The following is a 23,007-nucleotide window of genomic DNA, read 5'->3' as shown; positions in this document are numbered from 1 at the left end:
GCTCAGGCCGCGAGGTCCAGCGAAGCCATGTCGATGACGAAACGATAGCGCACATCAGCCTTTACCAGACGTTCGTATGCATCGTTGATTTCATCCATGCGGATCATTTCGATGTCGGGAAGAACATTCTTCTCCCCACAGAAATCCAGCATTTCCTGCGTTTCAGCGATACCGCCGATGAGAGAGCCAGCCACGCGCCGCCGCCCGAACAGCAGGGGGATGGAATTGACTTCGCCTACAGGGCCGACCTGACCGACGAGCACGATCGTCCCGTCGACATCGAGCAGGGGAACATAGGGCTGGACGTCATGTTCGACAGGAACCGTGTCGATAATCAGATCGAACTGGCTTGCGGCAGCGGCCATCGCTTCGGGATCGCTGGAAACGAGCAGTGCGTCGGCGCCGAGAGCCATGGCGTCGGCTTTCTTGGCATCTGACCGGCTGAGCACGGTGACGTGGGCGCCCATGGCGGAGGCGAGCTTGACCGCCATGTGTCCGAGACCGCCCAGCCCGACCACGCCAACCCGGCTGCCGGGCTGCACGTTCCAGGACTTCAGCGGAGAATAGGTCGTAATGCCGGCGCAAAGCAGCGGGGCTACGCGTGACAGGTCAAGGCCGTTGGGAACCCGCAGGACAAATTCCTCCCGTACGACGATATGTTTCGAGTAACCGCCACGAGTGGGGGTGTCGAACACCGGGTCATGCCCTCCATAGGTGCCGGTGAAGCCATTGCGGCAGAGCTGTTCTTCCCCCTTGTCGCACTGGTCGCAGTGCTGGCAGGAATCGACCATGCACCCGACGGCAACGTTGTCGCCCACGGCATAGCGGGTGACGCCTTCGCCTACCGCACTGACCCGTCCGACGATTTCGTGGCCGGGAACGGCGGGATAGACAGTGTTTCCCCAGTCGTTGTGAGCATGGTGGAGGTCGGAATGGCAAACCCCGCAGTAAAGAATGTCGATCGCGACATCTCCTGCGCGCAGATCGCGCCGTTCGAACGAGAATGGCGCGAGCACGCTGTCTTTCGACTGGGCAGCATATCCAATGGTTTGCATGGAGTGAAATCCTCTTTTTTGTTTTCCCGCGCGGTTTGGCATTTCTTGCAGGAGAATCAATGGGGCGATGGGGCAGTTCCGGTTACGTGACAGGTGCCCACCGGTCGAAACAGGCGGCCTGCCCATGGATTGCCCCGTCGGCGTCCAGCAGGTTCCAGACTGTTGCCCGTTCGATGCGGAAACGTTGCCCCGTCTGCGAAATGCGAATCCCTGAATAGTCGGTGATGCAGTTATGGTCCGCCACTTGCGCGAGAAAACGCGCGCGTTCCTGCCGTTCCATCGGCTCGGCGGAGAAACGCGAGGGCAGATTGATGAACGCATCCGCAGACGCTTCAAACAAGTCCAGCGCCAAGCGGTTGCCATAGAAGAATACCGGGTCCGCCTCAGTCCCATGGGCGAGTACCACCATCGGAGCGCGCCATATGGCCGATGCCGGATCCAGATTTCCATCGGGTGGCAACAGAGTGTTTCCCGTCACGCGCCGGAAGCTGTCGGCAATCAGGGCAATTCGTTCGCTGCCTGCATGCGTTTCCACGATTACCCGATCATGGGCGGATTCGCCCGTGGCTGACAATCCGGAGGATGTGATCGACGGGGAAGGGGTATTACCATCCATGTGCGGAAAGTGGCTTTCCTGCTGCGAGAATCAATCCCCTAAAACTGTTTCGACCGCAATATTCGTTGCAGTATAGGCCATGAACGTTGCAGACGGACACATCCGGTGCAAAACGGGACCCGACAAGAGAGGCAGAGAAAGGCGATTTCATGACTGCACAGCCAAAGACCATGGCCTATGGCGAAGGCCAGATCAGCTATCACGAGATGGGCGAGGGTGAACCACTCTTCATGCTCCACGGTTCAGGGCCGGGCGTAACTGCCTGGATGAACTTTGGCGGAAACCTTCCGGTTTTTGCGGAGCATTACCATTGTATCGCCCCTGACCTGCCGGGTTACGGCGGCAGCACCGGGATACCGGGCGATCCCATCGGCGAGGCGGCAAAGGCCGTGCTGCACATGATGGACCAGATGGGCATCGGAAGTGCCTATCTCCTTGGCAACTCATATGGTGCGATGGTCGCCGCGCGGTTTGCCGCCGATTATCCGGACCGGATTCGGAAGATGGTGACGATCGGCGGCATCGGCGTGCCGCTTTTCTCGACCTTCCCCTATGAGGGGATCGCGCGCCTGTCGGAATTCGTGGAGAATCCGACGCGTGAACAGATCGTCGCCTGGTTGCGTTCGATGGTTTACGATCCCGCGATCGTGACCGAGGAACTGATCGAGACGCGTCTGGCCACGGCCAGCGAACCGGCGGCGCAGGAAACCAACAAGCGGATGTATTCGCGTGCGGTGCTGGATGCCATCGCCGGTGCGATGCGCGGGCCGGATGCAGTGCAGGGTTTCGCTCACTTCCCTAAGATCCAGGCGCCCACGCTGATGACCTGGGGGCGTGACGACCGGGTGAACCCGCTGGACATCGCGCTTCTGCCGATGCGTTTGATCCCCAACTGCGAATTGCACGTGTTCCCGCGTTGCGGCCACTGGGCGATGATCGAACAGAAAGATGCCTTCGAACAGGTCGTGCTGGGTTTCCTTCAGCGCGACTGATTTCCGGTCGTAAAGACAGGACAGGGCAGTGACCTGCCCTGTCCTACGCGGCTGCATTGTGGCAAGGGAGGGGAATGGGCTCGAATCCGTTTTCCTTCCGCCATTTTACCGCATTTTCCGCGGGTGCCGGGGGCTGGCGGGTTCTGCCTTTGAACTGTGTCAACAGTGTCAACTTTGCTCCGCTGAACCGATAGAGGCCACCCGATGACCACCGCCCCCGAACTCGTCCTTGCCAACGGCACCGTTCACACACCTTCCGGCCCGGTACAGGCCGATGTCGCGGTTCGTGAGGGCAAGATCGTCGGAATCGGCAGCTATCCGGACGGCGGGCGGCGAATCGATTGCACGGGGCTGGATGTCTTGCCCGGAGTGATCGACAGCCAGGTGCATTTCCGTGAGCCGGGCCTGGAGCACAAGGAAGATCTTGAAACCGGGAGCCGGGCAGCTGTCATGGGCGGCGTGACCGCCGTGTTCGAAATGCCCAACACCACGCCCAATACCGATTCGACGATGCGGGTGCACGACAAGCTGGAACGGGCGCACCACCGCATGTGGTGCGATCATGCTTTCTATGTCGGCGCCACTGCCGAAAACGCGGAAGAGCTGGCCGAACTCGAACGCATCCCAGGCACGGCAGGGGTGAAGATTTTCATGGGCGCTTCGACTGGCAGCTTGTTGGTTGCCGAAGATGAAAACCTGCGCCGTGTGCTGCAAAACGGTGTGCGGCGGGTCGCCATCCATGCCGAGGATGAGGCGCGGATGAATGCGCGCAAGGATCTCAGAGTGGCAGGCGATGCTTCCAGCCATCCGGTCTGGCGCGATGACGAGAGTGCGATGCTGGCCACACGGCGGATCCTGCGTCTGGCGCGGGAAACCCGGCGGCCCATTCATATCCTTCACATCACCACGCCTGCGGAACTGGAACTCATCGCCGCCCATCGTGACATCGCAACCTGCGAAGTAACGCCGCAACACCTGACCCTGGCGGCAGAGGATGCCTATCCCCGCCTCGGGAGCTTTGCCCAGATGAACCCTCCGATCCGCAGTGCGGCCCATCGCGACGGTTTGTGGCACTGGCTGCGCCAAGGGGTGCCGGATGTGCTTGGCTCCGACCATGCGCCGCATACGCGTGAGGAGAAGGACAAGCCTTACCCGCAAAGCCCGAGCGGCATGCCGGGGGTGCAGACCCTGTTGCCCCTGATGCTCGACCACGTGGCCAAAGGGCACATGACTCTCGAACGTCTGATCGACATGACCAGCGCCGGTGTACAGCGGGTCTTCGGCCTCGTGGGCAAGGGGCGGATCGCAGCCGGGTATGACGGCGATTTCACCGTGATCGACCGCAAGGGCACTTTCACAGTGACCGAAGACTGGATCGAAAGCCGCTGCGGTTGGTCTCCGTTCACCGGGATGGAATTGGAGGGCCGTGTCATCGGCACTGTCGTGCGCGGCCAACTCGCCATGTGGGAAGGGCAACTCGGCAATCAGGCAGTGGGTGAGCCGTTACGCTTTGCTGGCTGCCTTTGACGGTCTGCGCTGCAGGATATCCCACGCGAAAACGGCGATCGCACACCAGATGAAGATGAAGCTCCACATCTGTGCTGGGTGGAGCGGCTCATGGAAAACCGTCAGCCCCAGGATAAAGATCATGGTAGGGACGATGAACTGGACAAAACCCAGCGCGGAATAGTCCATGCGCCGTGCCGCCATGGCGAACAGCAGCAGCGGGATCGCAGTCGCAAAGCCTGCGAACGACACGGCAATATCGAGCGTGACGTCCTTGCCCAGTGAAATGCCATCGGGCCCGGACGCGACATAGAACATGATCGCGGTGGCGGGGATAGTGAGCACGAGAGACTCGATAGTCAGGCCGGGAAGAGAACCGACCGGCAGCGTGCGACGGACCACGCCGTAAATCGAAAAACTCGTGGCCAGAATGACGCTGAGCCACAAGGTGGTGAGGGCCCCGGCCGCCAGAATCGCTACGCCGATGGCGGCCAGCGCAACGGCCAGCCATTGCCAGCGTGAAAGCCTCTCACCCAGAAAGAACGTGCCGATCAGCACGTTGATCAGCGGGTTGATATAGTATCCGAGACTGGCCGCGTAGACGTGACCGGTCAGAATCGCGAAGAGATAGAGCGTCCAGTTGGAGCCGATCAGCAACGCACTGAGCGTTAGCCATGCGACGGTCCTGGGGGTCAGCATGGCACGCATCAGATCATACCATTGCCGCCGCAGAGTGACGATCAGGAGGCATACCGGCACAGTGAACAGGATCCGCCAGCCCACCAGTTCCAAAGGTGGAACGGCCTTTACGGTCAGGATGTACAGGGGAAACAAGCCCCACAAGAGGTAAGCGCCCAATGCATAGGGCAGCCCGCCTCCCGCGCGATCCGGATCTGAAGTGGGAGGCAAACTGGATCTCCTGAACGGTGTAAGGCGCTGTAATCTCCCAACAGCCGCGTCGCAATGGCCAGCCGCTGCCTGTGCATGAGAATGCCATTCCCGGTCCCATCCCGTTACGGGACAAGGTTGAAATTGTGCGTGCCAGTCAGGAAACTCTTAACCAGCGTTCGCTTTGGAAAATTCAGTCTTAACCTTACAAGGCAGAAAAATGTCGCATCCCGGTCGATCCGCTATCTTTCTTGCGACAATTCCTGCGCTTCTCGCGCTCGCTGGTTGCGGGAGCAGCAAGGAAGAAGCACCGAGCTATCCGGCCGGGAACGATCCCGCGTTGACCGGTGCGCTTGCGGATCAGATCATGGTCGACCCCGATCTGGCAGGGCAGAACGAAGCCGCCGCCGGCGTCAGGATAAGCGCAACGGACAGGGCATTACCCACCGAAAACAATTCGCCGGAGGAGATAGCTGCCGCTCGCCGTGCCGCGTTGAAACTGGTTGGGGGTGAAGACAACATGAAGCAGCCGCCCGCCGCGCGAAAGGTAGCCGGAAAGATACCTGAAGCCGCTGCCTTCACGGCTGCCGCCAGAGCGGCGGCCAGTTCGAAAAGGGGCGCGCAATGCGCGGACAAGGTGAGCTATACAATGACATGGGCTGCGAAACTGCCTGCTACCTTTCCGGTCTATCCACGCGGTAATGTGCAGGAGGCGGCGGGAACCGATGAAGGTGGGTGTGCGCTGCGTGTCGTCAGCTTCACGACACCCGTTGGCCTTCAGGACGTCATGGCCTTCTATTATACCCGTGGCATAAGGGCAGGCTACAAGGTCGACCGCTTCCTGCAGGATGGAGAAGATATGCTGGGTGGAACCAAGGGGCCTTCATCCTACATGGTTTATGCCCGGAGCTTGCCCTCCGGAAGGACCGAAGTGGACCTCGTCACCAGCGGCTGAACGTCTCCTTGGGCCGCCGCCTAGCTGACGCGGAAACCGACGCCCACACTGGCACGCGGTTGTTCAAGCTCTGCTGAACTCACGGGATAGGCGCAATAATCCGCGGCGTAATAGCCGGTCGGCCGGTGGTTGCCGGAAAGACCCGTACCGCCCAGTGGCGCCGCCTGGGCCGGATTGATCGTTGGGCGATTCCAGTTGATCATTCCCGCACGGCTGTTTGCCCAGAAACGGTTGTAGTCTTGTGGACTGCCACCGACCAGTGCCGCGCACAGACCAAACCGTGTGGCATTGGCTTCGGCAATCGCCTGATCGAAATCGTCCACCTGAACCACCTGCAGTAGCGGCCCGAACAACTCCACGTCGGGGCGCTCCTTCATGGCGGTCACATCGATTATGCCGGGAGAAACGAATGGTAACTCGCCCCGCGGGCGGGCCATATGCTTTATCGCCTTGCCCCCATGGCTGAGCAGGTAAAGAAAGCTCTCCGTCAACTGGTCAGCGTGTTCCGCAGTGATCATCGGGCCCATGAAAGGGGCGGGTTCATCTCTCGGTTCGCCGAAGATAATCCGGTCGGCCAGCCTTTTCACTTCCTCCATGAGGGGAGTGTAGAGAGAAGATTTGACGATCAGCCGCCGGACGGCGGTGCAACGTTGTCCGGCGCTGGTGAATGCGGATTGCACGACCAGAACCGCAGCGTCGGAGATCTTTGGCGTATCCCAGACGATCATCGGGTTGTTGCCACCCAATTGCAGGGAGACAATCTTGCCGGGATTGGCCGCCAGCTTGCGATTCAGGCCAATGCCATTCTGGGCCGAACCCGTGAACAGAACTCCGTCGACCCCGGGGTGGAGCGCCAATGCGCGGCCATCGGATGGTCCCCCTTGTAAACACTGTACGAGGGCCGAAGGAATACCGGCCTTGTCAAAGCACTGCAGCAACCTTTCCGCGGTTGCGGGCGTGTGCTCGCTGGGCTTCAGAATCACTGCATTTCCAGCGATCAATGCTGGAACGATATGGCCGGAAGGTATCTCCGCTGGTGCGCAATAGGAGGTTATGACCGCCAGAACGCCATGCGGTTTATGACGAAGCGCGGCAGTGCCCTGCAAGGCGGAATCGAGTTTTCTTCGTGCCGTCCGTTCCGCATAAGCGCGCACGGAAACTTCGACCTGCGAAATCACATTTTCGATTTCGTTGTGCGCGTCCCACATCGGCTTGCCCGTTTCGCGGGCGACCAGATCGGCCAAGGCGTCGTAATCTTTACGGACCTCATTGGCGAAACGGCGGACCAGCTCAATTCTTGAGGCAAGTGGCTGTGCGGCCCATGCCGGCCACGCCTGGCGTGCGCGATCAACGGTTTCGTCAATATTGCGGGATTCCCCCTGCCACATCTTCTTCCCCGTGGCGGGTTCGTGGGAAATGATAGTATTGTCGCTCACGGCTGGAGAATAGCCCTTGGAAACTGGGATTCCATTGCCCTTAGACAAAATAATCCGACTGTTAAAGGCGGCTGCCTGTCGCGATAACTAATTAGTTTAACGGCCGGAGCCAACACGTTCCGTCGGCTGGCTTGCCGGGGCAGGTGGTTCGCCGAGGGCATCGCCCATGCGGCGAATTGCCGCAACCTTGGCTTCCAGCCCTGTCCAGTCATCATGCCTGTCGATCAGCGACCAGATTTCCTCGACTTCGTCGATCAGCATCGTCTCGGGGCGATTTCCTGTCCAATAGGGATGATCGCTTTTCAACGGGTGATGATTCCGGAATGCGCTGGCGAGTGCTCCGTTCGCGTTGCGGCCTCCGCGATGGTCGAAGAAAAATGCATCGGGCGATGCTTTACGCTCGCGCATGGTTGCTTCGACGGTCGCCACAAGTCCGACGTCCTTGTCCGGCGTTAGAGGGGTTATACCCAGCCGCCAGAGAAAGCGGCGAACAAGATTTTCCTGATAGAGTGGCCCGAAGCGTTCGAGCGCGGCAATCAGGGGGGCGGAATCCGCCAGCGGGCGCAGTGCGATGCCCAACTGCGCGCAATTCCATGACAGAGCTTCCACTTGCCGGCCAAACGCGTAGAGCCCGGTATGATCGAAATAGGCCGCGGTGAAATCCATTTCCCATTGGGGGAGCCAGCGCCACGGCCCGTAATCGAAGCTTTCGCCGGATATATTCATGTTGTCGGTATTGAGCACGCCGTGGACGAAGCCGCTCGTCACGTATGCGGCCGCGAGATCTGCCAGCCGTTCGACGACCTGATGCAGCAATATGACGGCGGGTTCGTGCCTCCCAGGGGCATCATCAGGTGGCAAATTCCCCGGATATTGTTCAAGACAGTAGCTGACCAGTTGCTCCAGCGAAGCCGTCTCCTCCAATGCGGCAAGGCGCTGGAATGTCCCAATTCGGATATGGCCATGGCTCAGACGCACCAGAACGGCCGAGCGCGTCGGGGACGGTTCGTCATTGCGCCACAGCTCCTCCCCTGTCTCAACGACTGAGAAGGTCTTGCTGGTATAGCAGCCCAGCGCTTCCAGCATTTCCGTAGCGAGAATTTCCCGCACGGCGCCTTTCAAAGTCAATCGCCCGTCGCCACTCCGGCTATAGGGAGTCTGGCCCGAGCCTTTGGTGCCGAGATCGAGCAGGCGGCCAGAACCGTCGCGCAACTGGCCGAACAGAAAGCCGCGCCCGTCCCCGATCTCCGGATTGAACACACGGAACTGATGTCCATGATACCGCAGGGCCAGCGGCTCGGGCAGATTGTCGGGCAGAGGTTGGAAGCGGGCGAAGTGAGCAACCCACTGTTCGTCGGTCAGATCGGCAAGGCCCACAGCTTTGTCCCATCGCCGATTGCGATAGCGTAGTTTTGTTTCCGGGAAATCCGCTGAATGCACGGGATCGCCCAGCCATTCGGCCAGACGGAGGATTTGCGGATCCGGTGAGTACGGGGCGGCTTGCGGTTCTGCGCGCATGACGCGATAGTGGGGGCGACAGGCACTCGGCGCAAGCCGGTCGAACGAATTTCATGGATAAGGCGCGTCGATGACTGGCTCCACCACGCCGATTGGTACGCAATACGAAGATCGTTTCTGGGCGAGTCCGGATGGGCTGCAACTGCATTACCGCGATTATGCGGGAAGGGCTGATCGTCCTCCGCTGCTTTGTTTGCCGGGTCTGACGCGCAATGCTCGCGATTTCGAGCCGATCGCCGATGCCTTTGCGGGGGAATGGCGCGTGATATGCCCTGAACTGCGCGGGCGTGGAGAGAGCGATTATGCAAAGGATTGGGAAAGCTACAATCCCCTGACCTATCTCGCGGACATCGAGGCGCTGTTGGCAGAGGCGGAGATCGAACGCTTCGTGGCCGTCGGCACATCCTTGGGTGGAATCCTGACCATGCTGCTGGCGGCTAAGGATTCCTCCCGTATTGCCGGGGCGGTGCTCAACGACATCGGGCCGGTGATCGAACCGGCTGGACTGGAGCGGATACGATCATACGTCGGTCAACTGCGGAGCTTTCCGACCTGGATGCACGCGGCGCGCGCGCTGGAGGAAAATCAGAGCGATATCTATCCCGATTACACGATCTCCGAATGGCTGCGGCTCGCCAAACGAATGATGGACTATACCGGGAATGGCAGAATTGCTTTCGATTATGACCTGAAGATCGCGGAACCTTTTCGACAGCCTGGCGGAGAAGTCGGCAGCCCCAATATGTGGCCTGCGTTCGAGGCACTCGCCGGTCGTCCGGTGCTGGCGATACGGGGGGCATTGTCGGATATACTTTCGGACGCGACCTTGAAAATCATGGCCGCACGACTGCCGGCAATGCAAAGCCTGACCATCGCAAGGACGGGCCATGCCCCCACGCTGGATGAGCCTGAGGCACTCGATGCAATTGCCCGTCTTCTGGCGCAGACTGCATGAGCAAGGGGCAACATCCCTTGCGCTTCCTCCATCTCCATTCGACATTCGATGCTGGAGGCAAGGAATTGCGCTGCGCGCGCCTGATCAACGCTTTCGGCTCTCAAATCACGCATACCATCGTTTCGGCGGAGCCCCGGGCCCTGTCGGCAGGGCGGCATATTTCACCTTCTATTCCAGTGGTATATCCGGGAAACTTCCCGGCTTTGGAAGGATTCCCGGCACCGTGGCGCTTGCGGCGGATTGCCGATGCCATGCGCGGGTTCGATCTGGTGCTGACCTATAACTGGGGGGCGATGGATGCCGTAATGGCGCACACCATCTTTGCCGCCCCATTCGGTCTCCCGCCACTGGTTCATCATGAGGATGGCTTCAACGCTGATGAGGTGAACGGCCTCAAGCGGTCTCGCAACTGGTATCGCCGGCTCGCACTGGGACGTGCCGATGCGTTGGTCGTGCCATCGTCCGGTCTGGAGCGGGTCGCACGGGACGTCTGGTTTCAGCCAGCTGCAAAGATTCATCGCATTGCGAATGGTATTGCGACCGGGCGCTTCAACAAGAAACCGCGCAAGGATGCCCTGCCCAGGTTGATAAAGCGCAGGGGCGAACGTTGGGTAGGGACACTATCCGGATTGCGGCCGGTGAAAAACCTGCCGCGTCTCGTCCGGGCCTTTTCAGGGTTGCCGGATCATTGGCATCTGGTGATTCTCGGTGAAGGGCCGGAACGCGATGTCATTCGGGAAGAGGCCACCCGGTGCAACATCGTCCATCGTGTCCATCTTCCGGGTTTCGCGGATCCGGCCGACGCCGTCGGTCTGTTCGACATTTTCGCGCTGTCTTCCGACAGTGAGCAATTTCCCCTTTCTGTGGTGGAGGCGATGGCTACCGGCTTGCCGGTCGCGGCGCCTGCCGTGGGAGATGTCATGCAGATCGTGGCGAGCGAAAACCGCCCATTCATTGTGGCTCCGGGAGAGGAAAGCGCCCTGTCGGATGCGTTATGGAAACTCGCGGATGACCCGGCTCTTCGCGAAACCATAGGCCGGGCCAATCGCGAACGTGCGCGCCTGCATTTCGACGAGGCGGGGATGATTGCCGCCTATCGGGCCCTCTATGCCGGATTGATCGGGCGGGACGCGATTCCCTGATAAATCGCCCGCAGTTGATCCCTTTCAGCGCCGGTTCACCGGAAATGGTCTGTCTGGCCAGGGGACAGCATGCCTTTCCCCGTTGAATTGACCGGTCTATCCGCTAAACAGCCCCATCCGTGCCAATCGCCGTTTTACGGCAACCGAAAACGAAAGCGCCCGCGTGGCCCTCATACCAAACCGCTCCCGCTCCCGATCTGAACAACAGGCCGAACGCAAAATGGCCGAGGACAACGCGTTACTGCGCGAAGTCGACGAGGCCGTGTTTCAGGACCAGATGCTGGTTGCTGCCAAGCGTTTCGGTATCCCGCTGCTTGCTGTGGTGCTGGCGGGATTGCTGGCTTTCGGCGGGTATCTCTGGTGGCAGGAAAGCCGCGAGGACACGCTGGAGAATAATTCCGAAGAACTGGTTCGGGCGGTAGATAATATTTCCGCCGGTCATTTCGACACGGCGGACAAGGCCCTGGCGCCTGTCGCGGAAAATAGCGCCCCGGGTGTGGAAGCCGCCGCGAAGCTCCTGCGCGCCGGGATAGCCGTGCATGACGGCCGCAAGGAAGATGCGCTGAAGCTCTACACGGAAGTGGCGCAGGATAAGAGCGTTCCGGCGCCTTATCGCGACATCGCGACAATCCGTGGCGTTGCAGCCAATTTCGACGCGATGAAGCCCGAAGATGTAATTGCGAAGCTGAAGCCTCTGGCGGTCCCCGGAAATCCATGGTTCGGCAGTGCGGGTGAACTCGTCGGTGTCGCTTACCTCAAGCAAGGAAAGACCGAGCTGGCCGGGCCGCTTTTCGCGGCAATTGCAAAGGACGAGGATGTGCCGGATTCCCTGCGGAGCCGCACGCGTCAGTTGGCCGGGATGCTTGGCTTCGATGCCATTACCGATGCCGAAACCTTCGTGAAGGGGGCCGAAGCCGGCCCGCCCGCCACATCGGCACAATGATTTGAGAGGATTTGGTAAAGCCATGAAACGGATTTCCGCAAGCCGCCATCTCGCTCTTCCCCTTGCCATATTGATGGCATCGGGTCTGGCAGGTTGTGGTGTTCTCGGCGGCAAGGACAAGCCTGACACGCCAACCATCGGCAATCGTATCCCGGTCCTGTCGCGGATCGAAAGCGGGGCTAAGGTGGATCCGGCACTCGCTCAGGTGGCAGTGGTCCTGCCGACCGAGCAGGTCAATGACGCGTGGGCACAGGCCGGTGGAACGGCTGCCAAGGCATCCGGCCATCTTGCGCTGTCGTCTACGCCTGTCCGGGTGTGGACAGCTTCGATCGCGGGAGCGAGTGACAAGCGCCGTCTGGCGGCAGCTCCGGTCGTTGGGAATGGCCGCCTCTATGCGATCGACACTTCCGCTGCAGTCTATGCTTTCGATGCGCAGACGGGCGACAAGGTCTGGACCCGCCAACTGGAAGTGCCCGGCAGGCTCAAGGCGTCCGCCTTCGGCGGTGGCGTCAGTTATGCAGACGGCCGGGTCTATGCGACCAATGGCATTGGCGAAGTCACTGCTCTGGATGCGAACACCGGCTTCGAGATCTGGAAGGCCAAGCCTGCGGGTCCGCTGCGGGGCGCGCCGACCATCGCCTTTGGCGCGGTTTACGTAATGACTCAGGACAACCAGATTCACGCGCTGGATGCCAGCGACGGATCGCCGTTGTGGGAAGAATCCGGCGCGACAGCCCAGGCCGGCGTGTTCGGCATGGCGGCACCTGCGGCTGGTCAGGGTACGGTGGTTGCCGGTTACAGCACAGGCGAACTGGTCGCCTATCGCTATGAAAACGGCCGGACGCTCTGGTCCGACGCGCTTGCCCGGACATCGATTTCCACTCAGGTCGGCACGTTGACCGATGTCGATGCCGATCCGATCATTGATTCCGGTCGGGTCTATGCCTTGGGCCAGGGTGGCCGCATGGCCGCGTATGAACTCGTCACCGGTCAGCGGCTGTGGGAACTCAACCTTGCGGGCATCTCCACCCCGGCTGTGGCGGGTGAATGGATTTTCACTCTGACCGATGATGCGCGCCTTCTGGCGATTGCCCGTTCCAGCGGCAAGGTGCGCTGGATCACGCAACTGCGTGAATGGAAGGATAAGAAAGACCGCAAGGGCCAGATCTTCTGGACCGGGCCTGTCCTTGCCGGAAACCAGCTCTGGGTTGCGAACTCACGCGGCAAGCTTTTCAAAGTCAATGTCGCGGATGGCACGGCAAGCGAATACAGCGATCTCGGATCTTCTGTGTCCCTACCGCCGATTGTCGCCAACCGGATGCTTTACGTACTGAACGACGACGGCAAGATCATCGCCTTTCGTTGATCATGATGTCCCCGGCTGAGATGGCCGGGAAAGCGGGAGATGAGAGAGTGCCTGCAGTGCTCTCTCATGCTCCAGCGTTACCCTCTCCTTAATCCTTTTTCCCTAGGTCTCAGGCCGATGGGAAAGCCGAATGACAGGATAGTGAGCGCACCCGGCAGGCCGCCGGAGAGTGACGTGTCCGCCGGTGTCGGGCTGTCCGGTGTGCTGGGACTGTTCGTCTGGCTTGCCATTTGTCGCAACTGGCCTTCGATTGCGCCGATGATGGGATTTGCGGGAGAGGCTGCGCCGTTGAATGGCCCCAACGCCGCGCTGGCGGCCATGCTCTTTTCCGGAATTCCGATGGTGCTTTGGTCGCTGTGTGTGGACAAGGTCCATCGTCGCGCTTCTACAGGCATCGATTGGCACAGCCCCCGGCCGCTTTCCGTCGCACTGGAAACATCGGTTACCAAGTTGGCGGGTTTGTGGGCCACCTGGGCCGTAATTGGCGTGATTTATTGCCTGGGACGTTGGTATTGGCGGGGCAATTATCTGTTTGCGATAGACGTCCTGGGCACGCTCAGCGTGCCTCTGCTCCTGTTGTCGATCCCCTATGTTCTTTGGCTCGATCGTTATCTCGTCAATCCGCGCGATCAGTCCTGGCATTTCGGGGCGATGCTGATCGGGCGAGAGGCTTACGATTCTGAAAAAGTGGCGCACCATTTGCGCGGATGGGCAGTGAAGGGCTTTTTCATTGCCTTCATGTTCTCCATCCTGCCAGCGGGATGGCAAATGGCGGCCGGGGCAAGCTTTGCCGACGTGGATAGCAGCCCGGTGGCCTTCTGCATGTTCCTGATCAACATGATGTTCATGGTTGATGTGCAGATCGCGATGGTCGGTTATCTGCTGACCTTGAAGCCTCTCGATGCGCAAATTCGTACCGCTAATCCGTATCTCGGCGGCTGGCTCTCGGCATTGATGTGCTATCCGCCGTTCCTTCTGATGAATAGCGGCGACGTGCTCGATTATCATGTCAACACTGCCGACTGGGCCTACTGGTTTCAGGGGCATACCGCGTTGCTGTGGCTCTGGGGCGCGATACTGGTGGTCCTCACAGGCATCTATGCCTGGGCGACAGTTGCGTTCGGGATTCGCTTTTCAAACCTGACTTATCGCGGGATTCTGACCAACGGACCGTATCGGTTCACCCGGCATCCGGCCTATTTGTCGAAGAATATCTTCTGGTGGATGGCCACACTGCCGTTCTTCGTCACAAGTGGCTCGTTTCCCGACATGGTTCGCAATACCGTGATTCTCGGACTTGTCAGCGCGATCTATTATTGGCGTGCCAGAACTGAAGAAAAGCACTTGCTGGCATCCGATGCGAAGTATCGGGAATATCACGCCTGGATGGCGGAAAACGCGTTCATCACCAGATCGCTGGGCAAGCTCGGCAACCTGTTCAAGCCGCGTGGGCCACGGCTTCAGCCAGCGAAATAGCGGGCTTTCAAAGTCGTTCGAAATCGCTCACGCTGTAAACGGTGATTTCACGGTCGCAAAAGCCCAACCGATCGCGGACATTGGTCCAGTGCTGCATATGCGGCGTTGCGAAGTGACGGGAAAGGCTGGCCTGATCTTCCCATATCTCGCTAACGCGGAACAGGCCCGGTTCGGCCACGTCCTCGGCATATGAATAGGCAAGGCAACCGGGTTCTTCCAGCGTAGCGGAGACGACCGCCTGCATGACCGGCCGCGCTTCATCCAGTCTCGCGGCAGGAATGCGGAAATGTCCGGCCACAACCAACATGAATCAGAAGCTTTTCGCTTCGTAGATTCTGGAAAGATCGCCACCCCATTCGCCATGATACTTGTCGAGCAGGTTCTGGGCAGGAACCCTGCCTTTTTCGACAATTTCACGCAGTGGGACGAGGAAGCCGGTTTCATTGTCGCCGCTGCTGTTCAGGCGGTTGCGTGCCGTCAGGCCCGCGCTGGCGATATCGAGCACTTGCCCGGCAATGTCTGCGAGTTTCCCTCCACCTGGCAGAGGAGCGGACAGCGCGAGCTTGGGCACGGCATTACGCAGCGCTTCACGTTCATCCATCGACCAATCCTTGACCAGATCCCATGCCGCATTGAGCGCGGTGTCGTCATACAGCAGCCCCACCCAGAAAGCGGGCAGGGCGCAGATGCGGTCCCACGGGCCACCATCGGCCCCACGCATTTCAAGGAAGCTCTTCAGCCGGACTTCGGGGAAGGCAGTGGAAAGATGGTCTTGCCAGTCGCCTTCGGTCGGCAATTCACCGGGCAAGGCGGGCAATTCACCCTTGAGAAAATCGCGAAAGCTCTGACCGGCGGCATCAATATATTTCCCGTCGCGGAAGACGAAATACATCGGCACGTCGAGCATGTAATCGACATAGCGTTCATATCCGAAGCCATCCTCGAACACGAATGGCAACATGCCAGTGCGCGCGGGGTCGGTATCCGACCAGATATGGCTGCGGTAGGAAAGGTAGCCGTTCGGCTTGCCTTCCGTGAACGGCGAATTGGCAAATAGCGCGGTAGCTAATGGCTGCAGGGCGAGCCCGACGCGGAATTTCTTCACCATGTCGGATTCACTGGAATAGTCGAGATTGACCTGAATGGTGCAGGTTCGCAGCATCATGTCGAGGCCAAGATTGCCGACCCTGGGCATATGCCGCAGCATGATGTCATAGCGGCCCTTGGGCATGATCGGCAGTTCTTCGCGAGTCTTGTCCGGCCACATGCCGAGCCCGAGGAAACCTACCCCGCAACGCTGGCCGATGGCCTTGACCTGTTCAAGGTGGCGGCTCGTCTCGCAGCAGGTGTCGTGCAGGTTTTCCAGCGGTGCGCCGGATAGTTCGAGCTGACCGGCCGGTTCCAGGCTGACGGTCCCGTCAGCGCCCTTCATGGCGATGACTTTTCCACCTTCTTCGATCGGTTCCCAGCCGAATTCCGTCAACGCCATCAATATGGCGCGAATACCGCAAGGCTCGTCATAGGAAGGCGCGTGATGGTCCTTCGTACAATAGACGAGCTTTTCATGCTCCGTCCCGATCCGCCAGTTTTCGCTGGGTTTTTCGCCAGCCGCCATCGGGGCGACCAACTGGTCGCGGCTTTCGATCAAGGGGTCATCGCCGCCTGACGCGGTACGCGTGCTCATATTCTGGCCGTTAGGCAAGCATGGGGCCGGAGGAAAGCACTAATTGCATTCCCGTTCACCAATCCCCGGCCAGACCCATCCACAGGGAGGTGGCGGCAATGGCGGCTGTTTCGCCGCGGAGGATCCGCGGGCCGAGCGTGATCGGGCAGGCATCTGCGAGTGAGCGGATCGCTTCGCGTTCGGCATCGTCGAAGCCGCCTTCGGGCCCGACCAGCAAGGCCGCAGGACCCTTCGCCCTGGTGAAAGCTTTAGCCGCCTGTTCTCCGCCCAGTTCGTCCGCGAAGAACAGGGTGCGCCCGGTGGGCCAATCCTTCAGCAGTCGATCCAGCTTTGTCGGTGCGGTCAGTTCGGGCAAGGCGGTACGGGCGCATTGCTCTGCTGCTTCGGTAAGCAGCGTGCGTGCGCGATCGAGGTTGAGCTTGTCTGCCACGCAGCGGTGAGTCACGAGCGGCTGGATGCGTGCGGCGCCCAGTTCTGCGGCTTTTTCCAGCACCAGGTCGAAGCGATCTTTCTTGAGCAGTGCCGGACATAGCCAGAAATCAGGCACTGCCTCACGCGCGCGCAAACGTTCGACAATGTCGAGCGTGAGTTCGCGTTTACCGGCAGTCGCGACGCGGGCAGCCCATTCGCCGGTCATGTCATCGCACAGGATGACGATGTCACCCGGCACCACCCGCATGACTCGCAGCAGGTAATGCCCCTGCTGGCCATCGATCACGCAGTGTCCGTTGTCGATCAGCGGACCGGGGACGAACAGGCGCGGCGCGCTTTTCGGAGGCCAGGCAGGTGTAGCGGGCATGGCCGCTCCATATAATCCGGATAGTGTTTCGTCATCCCCATGTGTCATGAAATGGAATTGGAGGTTCAGGCCGGGTTCCTGCTTTCACGCCGGGGGCGAGATGGTATTGGGGGGCATGTCCAGCACACAAGATATCGTTCCCGATAGCCAGCATCGTGGCTTCGTTGCCCGTTTGCCGCAAATGCCCCGCGACTTTGCAATGCTTGCCAGATTCGACCGTCCGATTGGCTGGTGGCTGCTGTTCTGGCCCTGTGTCTGGGGTACCTGGCTGGCCGGGGCGGGGCTGCAATGGGCACTTGTCGGATGGTTCCTTGTGGGCAGCATTGCCATGCGCGGCGCGGGTTGCGTCTATAACGACATCGTCGATGCAGATCTCGACCGGCAGGTGGCCCGCACTGCCAGTCGGCCCGTGGCCAGCGGGCGGGTCAGCCGCAAGGCTGCCTGGTCCTGGCTGGCATTGCTGTGCCTTGTCGGCGTTGCGGTGATGCTGCAATTGCGCTGGCAGGCGCAGCTTGTCGCCTTGGCAAGTGTCGCGCTGGTGGCGGCGTATCCTTTTATGAAGCGGATAACCTGGTGGCCGCAGGCTTGGCTGGGCCTTGTATTCACTTGGGGGGCTCCGGTCGCCTGGGTGGCCTTGCGCGGCGACCATTGGGAGGTGCTGCTCGCTCTCTATGCCGGGGCGATCTGCTGGGTTATCGGATATGATACGATCTATGCCCTGCAGGATCGCGAGGACGATGCCCTGGTCGGTATCCGCTCCAGTGCTTTGCGTATGGGGAACCGCGTCCGGCCGGGCGTGGGCGTGTTTTATGCCTTGGCTGTGATGTTCTGGGCGCTGTCTTTCTGGTTCATGAGGGGCGACGTTCTGGCGCTTCTGGGGCTTGTGCCGGCTGCACTCCATCTCGCATGGCAGGTGCTGACACTCGATCCTGACGACGGGGACAACGCGCTGGCCCGCTTCCGCTCAAACCGGTTTGCGGGGCTGCTGGTGGCGCTGGCGTGTTTCGTGACCGGCAACGCGTGAAGCGTTCGTTCAACAATCCGGCCGCGACCAGATCCAGCTGAGCATCACCACCGCTATCGCGCAGGGCACCAGCGGCCAAGGCCAGGCCATGAACACGAAGGCCAGCAGCACGCTGGCCGCGAATGCGAATGTGGCGCCCAGTTTCCCTATTCTGGCAATCGCCCGCTTCTCCCGCCAAAGCAGGATGTGCGGGCCATAGCGGGGGTGTTCCAGCAGTCTGCGTTCCAGCGTCGGGTTCGATTTCCCGAAGCACCAGGCAGCCAGAATCAGAAACGGCACAGTCGGCATGATGGGGAGAAATATGCCTATGATGCCAAGTCCCAAACTTGCCAGCCCAGCCATCAGGTAGACGCGCTGCATTCACTCTTCCCACAATATCGTCATAGCCTGCCCGATCGGGGTGGCCTGCCATTGTCAAACGGCTGAGGCACCCTAAATTTCCCGTATCCTTCTGGCCATGGGCAGGGACTGATAATGAATTTCTTGAAAACAGCCATGTTGCTCGCCGCGCTGACAGCGCTGTTGATGGTGCTGGGCTATATGTTCGGCGGAGCGGGCGGCGCCATGATCGCATTGGTGGTCGCGGCGGGCATGAACTTTTTCACTTACTGGAACGCGGACAAGATCGTTCTCAGGATGCATCACGCCCGCGAAGTCGATGCGGCAACTGCCCCGGATTTTTACGGTCTCGTTGCGCAACTGGCCCGCAACGCCGGTTTGCCGATGCCTAAGGTCTATATCGTCGACACGCAGGCGCCTAATGCCTTCGCTACTGGGCGTGATCCCGAACATGCCGCGGTGGCGGCCACTACTGGACTGTTGCAAATGCTCAGCCGGGATGAAGTGGCTGCTGTCATGGCGCATGAACTCGGCCACGTGCGCAACCGCGATACCTTGGTAATGACGATGGTGGCGACCATTGCCGGCGCCGTTTCGATGATTGCCAATTTCGGACTGTTCTTTGGCGGAAACCGCGGCAACGGCGGCGCGGCGGCCGGCATTCTCGCGGTTTTGATCGCGCCTTTCGCGGCGATGATCGTGCAGATGGCCATCAGCCGGACGCGAGAATATGGCGCGGACCGGGCAGGAGCGGAAATTTGCGGCAACCCGGCGGCACTGGCATCGGCACTCGCCAAGATCAGCGGGGCCGCGCAACGCATCCCCAATCCGGTTACGGAGCGTAATCCTGCCGCTGCCCAGCTATACATCGTGCCGGTTGGCCTGTCGGAGCTGTTTTCGACCCATCCCAAGACTGAAAAGCGCATTGCGGCACTTCAGGCGATGCAGGGCAGCGCCAGCTCTGTTCGCGCCTCGCGTCCTTCGGCGCTCGACCCGCTGAGGCGGGGGCGGCGCTAGGCCGTCTGGCTTCTTTTTCAGTTATTGTTGAGGATTTGGTCGGGGAGACAGGATTCGAACCTGCGACATCCTGCTCCCAAAGCAGGCGCGCTACCGGACTGCGCCACTCCCCGACCCTATGTCTGCAACGGTGTGGTGGGCCCGGCAGGACTCGAACCCGCGACCTAGCCGTTATGAGCGGCCAGCTCTAACCAACTGAGCTACAGGCCCAACCGTTGCGAAGCGGGGCCTAGCCCGCGTTGCAATATCAGGCAAGTGGGCATTGTGGTTCAAATGGCATTCGATGTGCGATTATGCCGCAACTGCGGACATAATTCCTGCGGCACTTGTCGGACGCACCCCTTTTTGCCTGAGATGGCCTAGCACTTCCCGCCACCAATCATACATCCGATCGACATCCGCTTCGTGCTGGACGTAGGGGGTATGGCCGGGCTGTAGCGAAGGGCTGTGAAAGGACAGGACCAGCAGCGGGAGGCCTTGTCCCAGGGCGGCATCGATTCCGCGAATGGCTTCCGCGGCAGTCACGCCTTCCGGTGTGAGGGGCACGCGGTTGAGCAGGCCGGCACGTGCCATGACCCCGCGCAACGTCGGTGCCCGCCAAAGCGAGGGATACAGCCAGCTTCCCAAATGGCGTAGCGGCCCGGTGAATACGGTGGTTAGCGGCAATTCCAGCAGATGGTGGCCTTCACCGATCCAGTATGGGTGAACGGGGTGGTCGCGAAAATTGACACCACCGGCCGCGGAATAATCGAAGTTCGCGCGCACGGAGCTGTCGATTGCAATGCCCGCTCCACGCAAGAGATCGGCGGTGCCCGGACCGAGACCGTAACGTCCGGCCCGATACATTAGCGGTGTGACGCCAAGACTTGCGATGATTCGATCGCGCAGGACATGGAATTTGGCGCGCTCCAGATCGGCGGGAAGGTTGCCTGCAAAACTGTTGAAATCGCTTATATCTTCCGTGTGAGGTGGATTGACCCAGGGGTGGAGCTGAATGCCGATTTCCGCCTTTTGGGAAGCTACGGCATCGCGCAATATCTCGACCGCTGCCGGTGAGGTCGCGATCGGGTAATCGACAAGATAGATCGGGCTGACCTGCTGGCCTTCGCAGAACTGCTGGAACTTACGCAAATGAGGAACATGGTCCAGGCCATGTCCGCTCCGTTGAAAGGGGGCGTTCCAGTCAAACTCTTCTTCCGTATCGACTGTCAGGATGAAGCGTTGGCCAAAATGCGGGTCGAAGTGCGCCCGTGCAGAGCTATCGGGAAGATCGGTGATAGACCGCATTGATGGGGCTACGTCCCAAGAGTGAGGCGATCTCGAACCTGTCGGAAGTGCCCGGCGACTCAAAACCGCAGAGAAACAATGACCTGATGCATCATTTTCGATAGAATCGATGCCGATGCCTTGTCCGGCTCAGGCAGTCTGGCTGCCCGCACCTCTGGCATCTTGGCTATGGCGCTCTTCCTGCGGGGTCAAGAGTGGGAGTGACAGGCGCAGCAAGTCCCCCTCCTGGGACAGGTTGCCTCCCGCGGCACGAGCTTCGGCCCTTGCCAGCCGTAATGTAAATCCCGCACCGAACATGCCTGCGTTGATTGTCCGCTGTCCTGCCTGGAGCGTGGCCGAAAAGATGTCGGACGCACCGGCCAGGCTCGCGGGCAGTTCGACCACGAACATGACGCGGGTGCCTTCATGCACGACGTGCAGGTCGATTTCTTCCGCCGGACTGGCTTCCGCTGCCACTGTCGCCAGCAGGCGCCAGCCCAACCGTTCCGCGTCGTCCTGCGTCAGAGGGACCATGGCGGGGTCTTCGGCACCCCAGACGTTGATCGAGCCTCCGCGCGGCCGCAGGGCGGGGCTGAGTTGCCCGGCAAGCTTCGAGAGTACAGCCGCAAGGTCGGATGATCCCTCATCCAGTTCCAGCGCACCGCTTTCCAGCCTTGCGAGGCGGTCGAGTTCGTCAAACCCGGCAAGTATCCTGGCCGCGTCACTGGCGATTGTCGCGGCCAGTGCGCGATATTCGTGTGGGGCGGGGCCATACAACTGTTGCTGAATGATTTCCGCAAAGCCCTGGATTGCGTTTACGGGCGTGCGCAGCTCGTGCAGCACTTGCCGCATGCGGTCGGCCATGGGGTCAGTGGCCGGTTGTGCGGTTGCAGGCAGGGCGGGAAGCCTCCGCATACGGCCGTAATAGCCCAGGAAGCGCCCGGATTCCCTGCTGAAATTTGGCGTAGCATCGATGCGCCATTCCCCGGTTATCGCTGGCGCGCCGGTGATAGTGGCTGTTGCGCCCCGTAGCGGCTGGCGATGACGCATGGCGCTGATGGCTGAGGGATTGAGCTTGGCCGGGCTGTCGGTCGTCCCGTTCATGAGCGCCAGTCCGACCGCCATCGGAGCAATCGCAGGATCGCACCAGTTTATTCGTCCAGCGGTGTCGGTCGCGAAATCGAAGGCAGCGGGCAATTTGTTCCGCGACTCTTGCGGATCGTCCAGCGGCAAACGCGGGGTATCTCCGCTGTGCGATGGCGGAGGGTGGCCATTGCTCCGGGCGCGTTGAAATGCCTCGATACGGCGGACGAGCGCACCGATGGCAAGATTTTCGCCATCGTCGCTCACTGGCTGTGGACGAGGGGGAGGTGACGCAGTCCAGCCGAGCGTGGCGATGTCCAGTTCTGCCTCGTCATCTTCTTCGTCTTCGGCAGCCAGGTCGTCGGACAATTCGAGGTCGGACAGTTCGAGAATGTCGGGACGAGGCAGAACGAGATCCCCGATCCCAAGTCGTTGGAGCGTCGCATTGGTTGCATCGTCGAGATCACGGCGATGGCGCAGGAAGCCGCGAGCCGCGATCGGGAGATCGGGAATGAGCGCCTGCCATTGCGCTTCGGACAGGCGCGCTGCGGCCATGGCCGCGGATGTCACTTCCGCCTCGTCGCCGGCCAGTGCGGCAATGAGCCGGGTATTCGTGAGCCGAACGCCTGGTTCGCGGATCATCGCGCCCCGTTCGGCAGGCTTGAGCTGTTCTGAGAGAGTCTTGAGACGGGCGTAGGCGTTGTCGATCAGGATACCATCAGCATCGGGTGGGAGCGTGCCGAGAAGATCGAGTAATTGCCTGTATTGCGTGCGTGCCGCGCGATCGCTGCCAACGCCAGTGCGCAACACGGTGGCAAGGCGATCGTCGAAATACATGGAGCTCCGGCTATCTGAAGTGCGATTGCAGGCGCACCGACTGAGTTGTTGGAGTCTCTATCACTTTCGCTAAACTGCGCCATGGCGGGCATTAGCCGCGTCACAAAGCG

The 23,007-nt window shown here is 60.5% G+C and carries 21 protein-coding genes and 2 tRNA genes; 10 read left to right on the top strand and 13 right to left on the bottom strand.

The features are described 5' to 3' along the window. Positions 1-2 precede the first annotated feature (2 nt). Both MB02_RS05845 and MB02_RS05840 read right to left on the bottom strand, forming a co-directional pair. Entirely contained in the window at positions 3-1,055 is a 1,053-nt protein-coding gene (locus tag MB02_RS05845; RefSeq protein WP_067533798.1) for an NAD(P)-dependent alcohol dehydrogenase, read from the bottom strand. 82 nt (positions 1,056-1,137) lie between these two features. After that, a complete protein-coding gene (locus tag MB02_RS05840; RefSeq protein WP_082825985.1) occupies positions 1,138-1,671 on the bottom strand; it encodes an MEKHLA domain-containing protein in 534 nt (177 codons plus the stop codon). A 149-nt stretch (positions 1,672-1,820) separates the two neighbouring features. Between MB02_RS05840 and MB02_RS05835 the strand changes: the two genes are divergently transcribed. Next, a complete protein-coding gene (locus tag MB02_RS05835; protein ID WP_067533795.1) occupies positions 1,821-2,663 on the top strand; it encodes an alpha/beta fold hydrolase in 843 nt (280 codons plus the stop codon). Positions 2,664-2,867: 204 nt separating this feature from the next. After that, on the top strand, positions 2,868-4,190 hold the full coding sequence (locus MB02_RS05830) for a dihydroorotase (protein ID WP_067533792.1): 1,323 nt from the start codon (positions 2,868-2,870) through the stop codon (positions 4,188-4,190). Here the strand turns inward: MB02_RS05830 and rarD are convergent. After that, positions 4,167-5,078 (bottom strand): EamA family transporter RarD, encoded by a 912-nt coding sequence (gene rarD, locus MB02_RS05825; RefSeq protein WP_067533789.1) that lies wholly within the window; start codon positions 5,076-5,078, stop codon positions 4,167-4,169. The two genes, MB02_RS05830 and rarD, sit on opposite strands and share 24 nt — an antisense overlap. Positions 5,079-5,277: 199 nt before the next feature. Between rarD and MB02_RS05820 the strand changes: the two genes are divergently transcribed. Next, positions 5,278-6,012, top strand: coding sequence for a hypothetical protein (locus MB02_RS05820; RefSeq protein WP_067533786.1), 735 nt, complete (start codon positions 5,278-5,280; stop codon positions 6,010-6,012). 20 nt (positions 6,013-6,032) lie between these two features. On the opposite strand, the gene MB02_RS05815 is transcribed toward MB02_RS05820, so the two are convergent. Further along, the gene (locus MB02_RS05815; RefSeq protein ID WP_082825983.1) at positions 6,033-7,448 is read right to left on the bottom strand and encodes a succinylglutamate-semialdehyde dehydrogenase; all 1,416 of its coding nucleotides are present in this window, start codon (positions 7,446-7,448) and stop codon (positions 6,033-6,035) included. 96 nt (positions 7,449-7,544) lie between these two features. After that, complete coding sequence (locus tag MB02_RS05810) at positions 7,545-8,966, bottom strand: protein adenylyltransferase SelO family protein (RefSeq protein WP_067533781.1); 1,422 nt, start codon at positions 8,964-8,966, stop codon at positions 7,545-7,547. Between the two features lie 70 nt (positions 8,967-9,036). On the opposite strand from MB02_RS05810, the gene MB02_RS05805 reads away from it, so the two are divergent. The 5 genes from MB02_RS05805 (at position 9,037) to MB02_RS05785 (ending at position 14,848) form a co-directional block, all read left to right on the top strand. After that, complete coding sequence (locus MB02_RS05805; RefSeq protein WP_067533778.1) at positions 9,037-9,921, top strand: alpha/beta fold hydrolase; 885 nt, start codon at positions 9,037-9,039, stop codon at positions 9,919-9,921. Continuing rightward, the gene (locus MB02_RS05800; protein ID WP_067533775.1) at positions 9,918-11,063 is read left to right on the top strand and encodes a glycosyltransferase family 4 protein; all 1,146 of its coding nucleotides are present in this window, start codon (positions 9,918-9,920) and stop codon (positions 11,061-11,063) included. The genes MB02_RS05805 and MB02_RS05800 overlap by 4 nt, the downstream gene beginning before the upstream one ends. A gap of 220 nt (positions 11,064-11,283) precedes the next feature. Further along, the gene (locus MB02_RS05795; protein WP_082825982.1) at positions 11,284-12,006 is read left to right on the top strand and encodes a tetratricopeptide repeat protein; all 723 of its coding nucleotides are present in this window, start codon (positions 11,284-11,286) and stop codon (positions 12,004-12,006) included. Positions 12,007-12,028: 22 nt separating this feature from the next. Further along, the gene (locus MB02_RS05790; protein WP_067533769.1) at positions 12,029-13,372 is read left to right on the top strand and encodes an outer membrane protein assembly factor BamB family protein; all 1,344 of its coding nucleotides are present in this window, start codon (positions 12,029-12,031) and stop codon (positions 13,370-13,372) included. Between the two features lie 138 nt (positions 13,373-13,510). Then, positions 13,511-14,848, top strand: coding sequence for a methyltransferase family protein (locus MB02_RS05785; RefSeq protein WP_067534212.1), 1,338 nt, complete (start codon positions 13,511-13,513; stop codon positions 14,846-14,848). A 7-nt stretch (positions 14,849-14,855) separates the two neighbouring features. On the opposite strand, the gene MB02_RS05780 is transcribed toward MB02_RS05785, so the two are convergent. From MB02_RS05780 to MB02_RS05770, 3 genes are read right to left on the bottom strand one after another with little or no spacing between them, the layout of a single operon-like run. Then, the gene (locus tag MB02_RS05780) at positions 14,856-15,155 is read right to left on the bottom strand and encodes a putative quinol monooxygenase (RefSeq protein ID WP_067533766.1); all 300 of its coding nucleotides are present in this window, start codon (positions 15,153-15,155) and stop codon (positions 14,856-14,858) included. Positions 15,156-15,158: 3 nt separating this feature from the next. Beyond that, on the bottom strand, positions 15,159-16,532 hold the full coding sequence (locus MB02_RS05775) for a glutamate--cysteine ligase (RefSeq protein ID WP_067533763.1): 1,374 nt from the start codon (positions 16,530-16,532) through the stop codon (positions 15,159-15,161). Positions 16,533-16,587: 55 nt separating this feature from the next. After that, positions 16,588-17,331: a 16S rRNA (uracil(1498)-N(3))-methyltransferase gene (locus tag MB02_RS05770; RefSeq protein WP_067533760.1), complete on the bottom strand. Its 744-nt coding sequence runs from the start codon at positions 17,329-17,331 to the stop codon at positions 16,588-16,590. A gap of 115 nt (positions 17,332-17,446) precedes the next feature. Here MB02_RS05770 and ubiA point away from each other — a divergent pair, with 115 nt between their 5' ends. Then, positions 17,447-18,355, top strand: a complete 909-nt coding sequence (gene ubiA / locus MB02_RS05765) for a 4-hydroxybenzoate octaprenyltransferase (protein ID WP_067534210.1) — start codon at positions 17,447-17,449, stop codon at positions 18,353-18,355. Between the two features lie 9 nt (positions 18,356-18,364). Here ubiA and MB02_RS05760 read toward each other — a convergent pair whose 3' ends face one another. Beyond that, positions 18,365-18,715, bottom strand: a complete 351-nt coding sequence (locus MB02_RS05760) for a YbaN family protein (protein WP_067533757.1) — start codon at positions 18,713-18,715, stop codon at positions 18,365-18,367. A gap of 114 nt (positions 18,716-18,829) precedes the next feature. Between MB02_RS05760 and htpX the strand changes: the two genes are divergently transcribed. Continuing rightward, positions 18,830-19,711 carry a zinc metalloprotease HtpX gene (gene htpX / locus MB02_RS05755; protein WP_170304637.1) on the top strand — a complete coding sequence of 294 codons (882 nt, stop codon included), beginning with the start codon at positions 18,830-18,832 and terminating at the stop codon, positions 19,709-19,711. A 36-nt stretch (positions 19,712-19,747) separates the two neighbouring features. On the opposite strand, the gene MB02_RS05750 is transcribed toward htpX, so the two are convergent. The 4 genes from MB02_RS05750 to MB02_RS05735 form a co-directional block, all read right to left on the bottom strand. Further along, positions 19,748-19,824: transfer RNA gene (locus MB02_RS05750), tRNA-Pro, on the bottom strand. A gap of 20 nt (positions 19,825-19,844) precedes the next feature. Then, positions 19,845-19,921, bottom strand: a tRNA-Ile gene (locus tag MB02_RS05745). 81 nt (positions 19,922-20,002) lie between these two features. Then, positions 20,003-20,998 carry a polysaccharide deacetylase family protein gene (locus MB02_RS05740; RefSeq protein ID WP_067533754.1) on the bottom strand — a complete coding sequence of 332 codons (996 nt, stop codon included), beginning with the start codon at positions 20,996-20,998 and terminating at the stop codon, positions 20,003-20,005. Between the two features lie 129 nt (positions 20,999-21,127). Then, entirely contained in the window at positions 21,128-22,897 is a 1,770-nt protein-coding gene (locus MB02_RS05735) for a sensor histidine kinase (protein ID WP_067533751.1), read from the bottom strand. Between the last annotated feature and the right edge of the window lie 110 nt (positions 22,898-23,007).

The sequence above is a fragment of the Croceicoccus estronivorus genome (assembly GCF_001625325.1).
In the GTDB taxonomy this organism is placed as follows: Bacteria; Pseudomonadota; Alphaproteobacteria; order Sphingomonadales; family Sphingomonadaceae; genus Caenibius; species Caenibius estronivorus.
Note: the sequence above shows the minus strand (reverse complement) of the source record. Positions and strands in the feature narration are given on the sequence as shown.

Coding starts and splice junctions, on each gene's coding strand:
- MB02_RS05845 (WP_067533798.1), bottom strand. CDS start 1,055: ATGCAAACCATTGGATATGCTGCCCAGTCGAAAGACAGCGTGCTCGCG.
- MB02_RS05840 (WP_082825985.1), bottom strand. CDS start 1,671: ATGGATGGTAATACCCCTTCCCCGTCGATCACATCCTCCGGATTGTCA.
- MB02_RS05835 (WP_067533795.1), top strand. CDS start 1,821: ATGACTGCACAGCCAAAGACCATGGCCTATGGCGAAGGCCAGATCAGC.
- MB02_RS05830 (WP_067533792.1), top strand. CDS start 2,868: ATGACCACCGCCCCCGAACTCGTCCTTGCCAACGGCACCGTTCACACA.
- MB02_RS05820 (WP_067533786.1), top strand. CDS start 5,278: ATGTCGCATCCCGGTCGATCCGCTATCTTTCTTGCGACAATTCCTGCG.
- MB02_RS05810 (WP_067533781.1), bottom strand. CDS start 8,966: ATGCGCGCAGAACCGCAAGCCGCCCCGTACTCACCGGATCCGCAAATC.
- MB02_RS05805 (WP_067533778.1), top strand. CDS start 9,037: ATGACTGGCTCCACCACGCCGATTGGTACGCAATACGAAGATCGTTTC.
- MB02_RS05800 (WP_067533775.1), top strand. CDS start 9,918: ATGAGCAAGGGGCAACATCCCTTGCGCTTCCTCCATCTCCATTCGACA.
- MB02_RS05795 (WP_082825982.1), top strand. CDS start 11,284: ATGGCCGAGGACAACGCGTTACTGCGCGAAGTCGACGAGGCCGTGTTT.
- MB02_RS05790 (WP_067533769.1), top strand. CDS start 12,029: ATGAAACGGATTTCCGCAAGCCGCCATCTCGCTCTTCCCCTTGCCATA.
- MB02_RS05780 (WP_067533766.1), bottom strand. CDS start 15,155: ATGTTGGTTGTGGCCGGACATTTCCGCATTCCTGCCGCGAGACTGGAT.
- MB02_RS05775 (WP_067533763.1), bottom strand. CDS start 16,532: ATGAGCACGCGTACCGCGTCAGGCGGCGATGACCCCTTGATCGAAAGC.
- MB02_RS05770 (WP_067533760.1), bottom strand. CDS start 17,331: ATGCCCGCTACACCTGCCTGGCCTCCGAAAAGCGCGCCGCGCCTGTTC.
- ubiA (WP_067534210.1), top strand. CDS start 17,447: ATGTCCAGCACACAAGATATCGTTCCCGATAGCCAGCATCGTGGCTTC.
- MB02_RS05760 (WP_067533757.1), bottom strand. CDS start 18,715: ATGCAGCGCGTCTACCTGATGGCTGGGCTGGCAAGTTTGGGACTTGGC.
- htpX (WP_170304637.1), top strand. CDS start 18,830: ATGAATTTCTTGAAAACAGCCATGTTGCTCGCCGCGCTGACAGCGCTG.
- MB02_RS05740 (WP_067533754.1), bottom strand. CDS start 20,998: ATGCGGTCTATCACCGATCTTCCCGATAGCTCTGCACGGGCGCACTTC.
- MB02_RS05735 (WP_067533751.1), bottom strand. CDS start 22,897: ATGTATTTCGACGATCGCCTTGCCACCGTGTTGCGCACTGGCGTTGGC.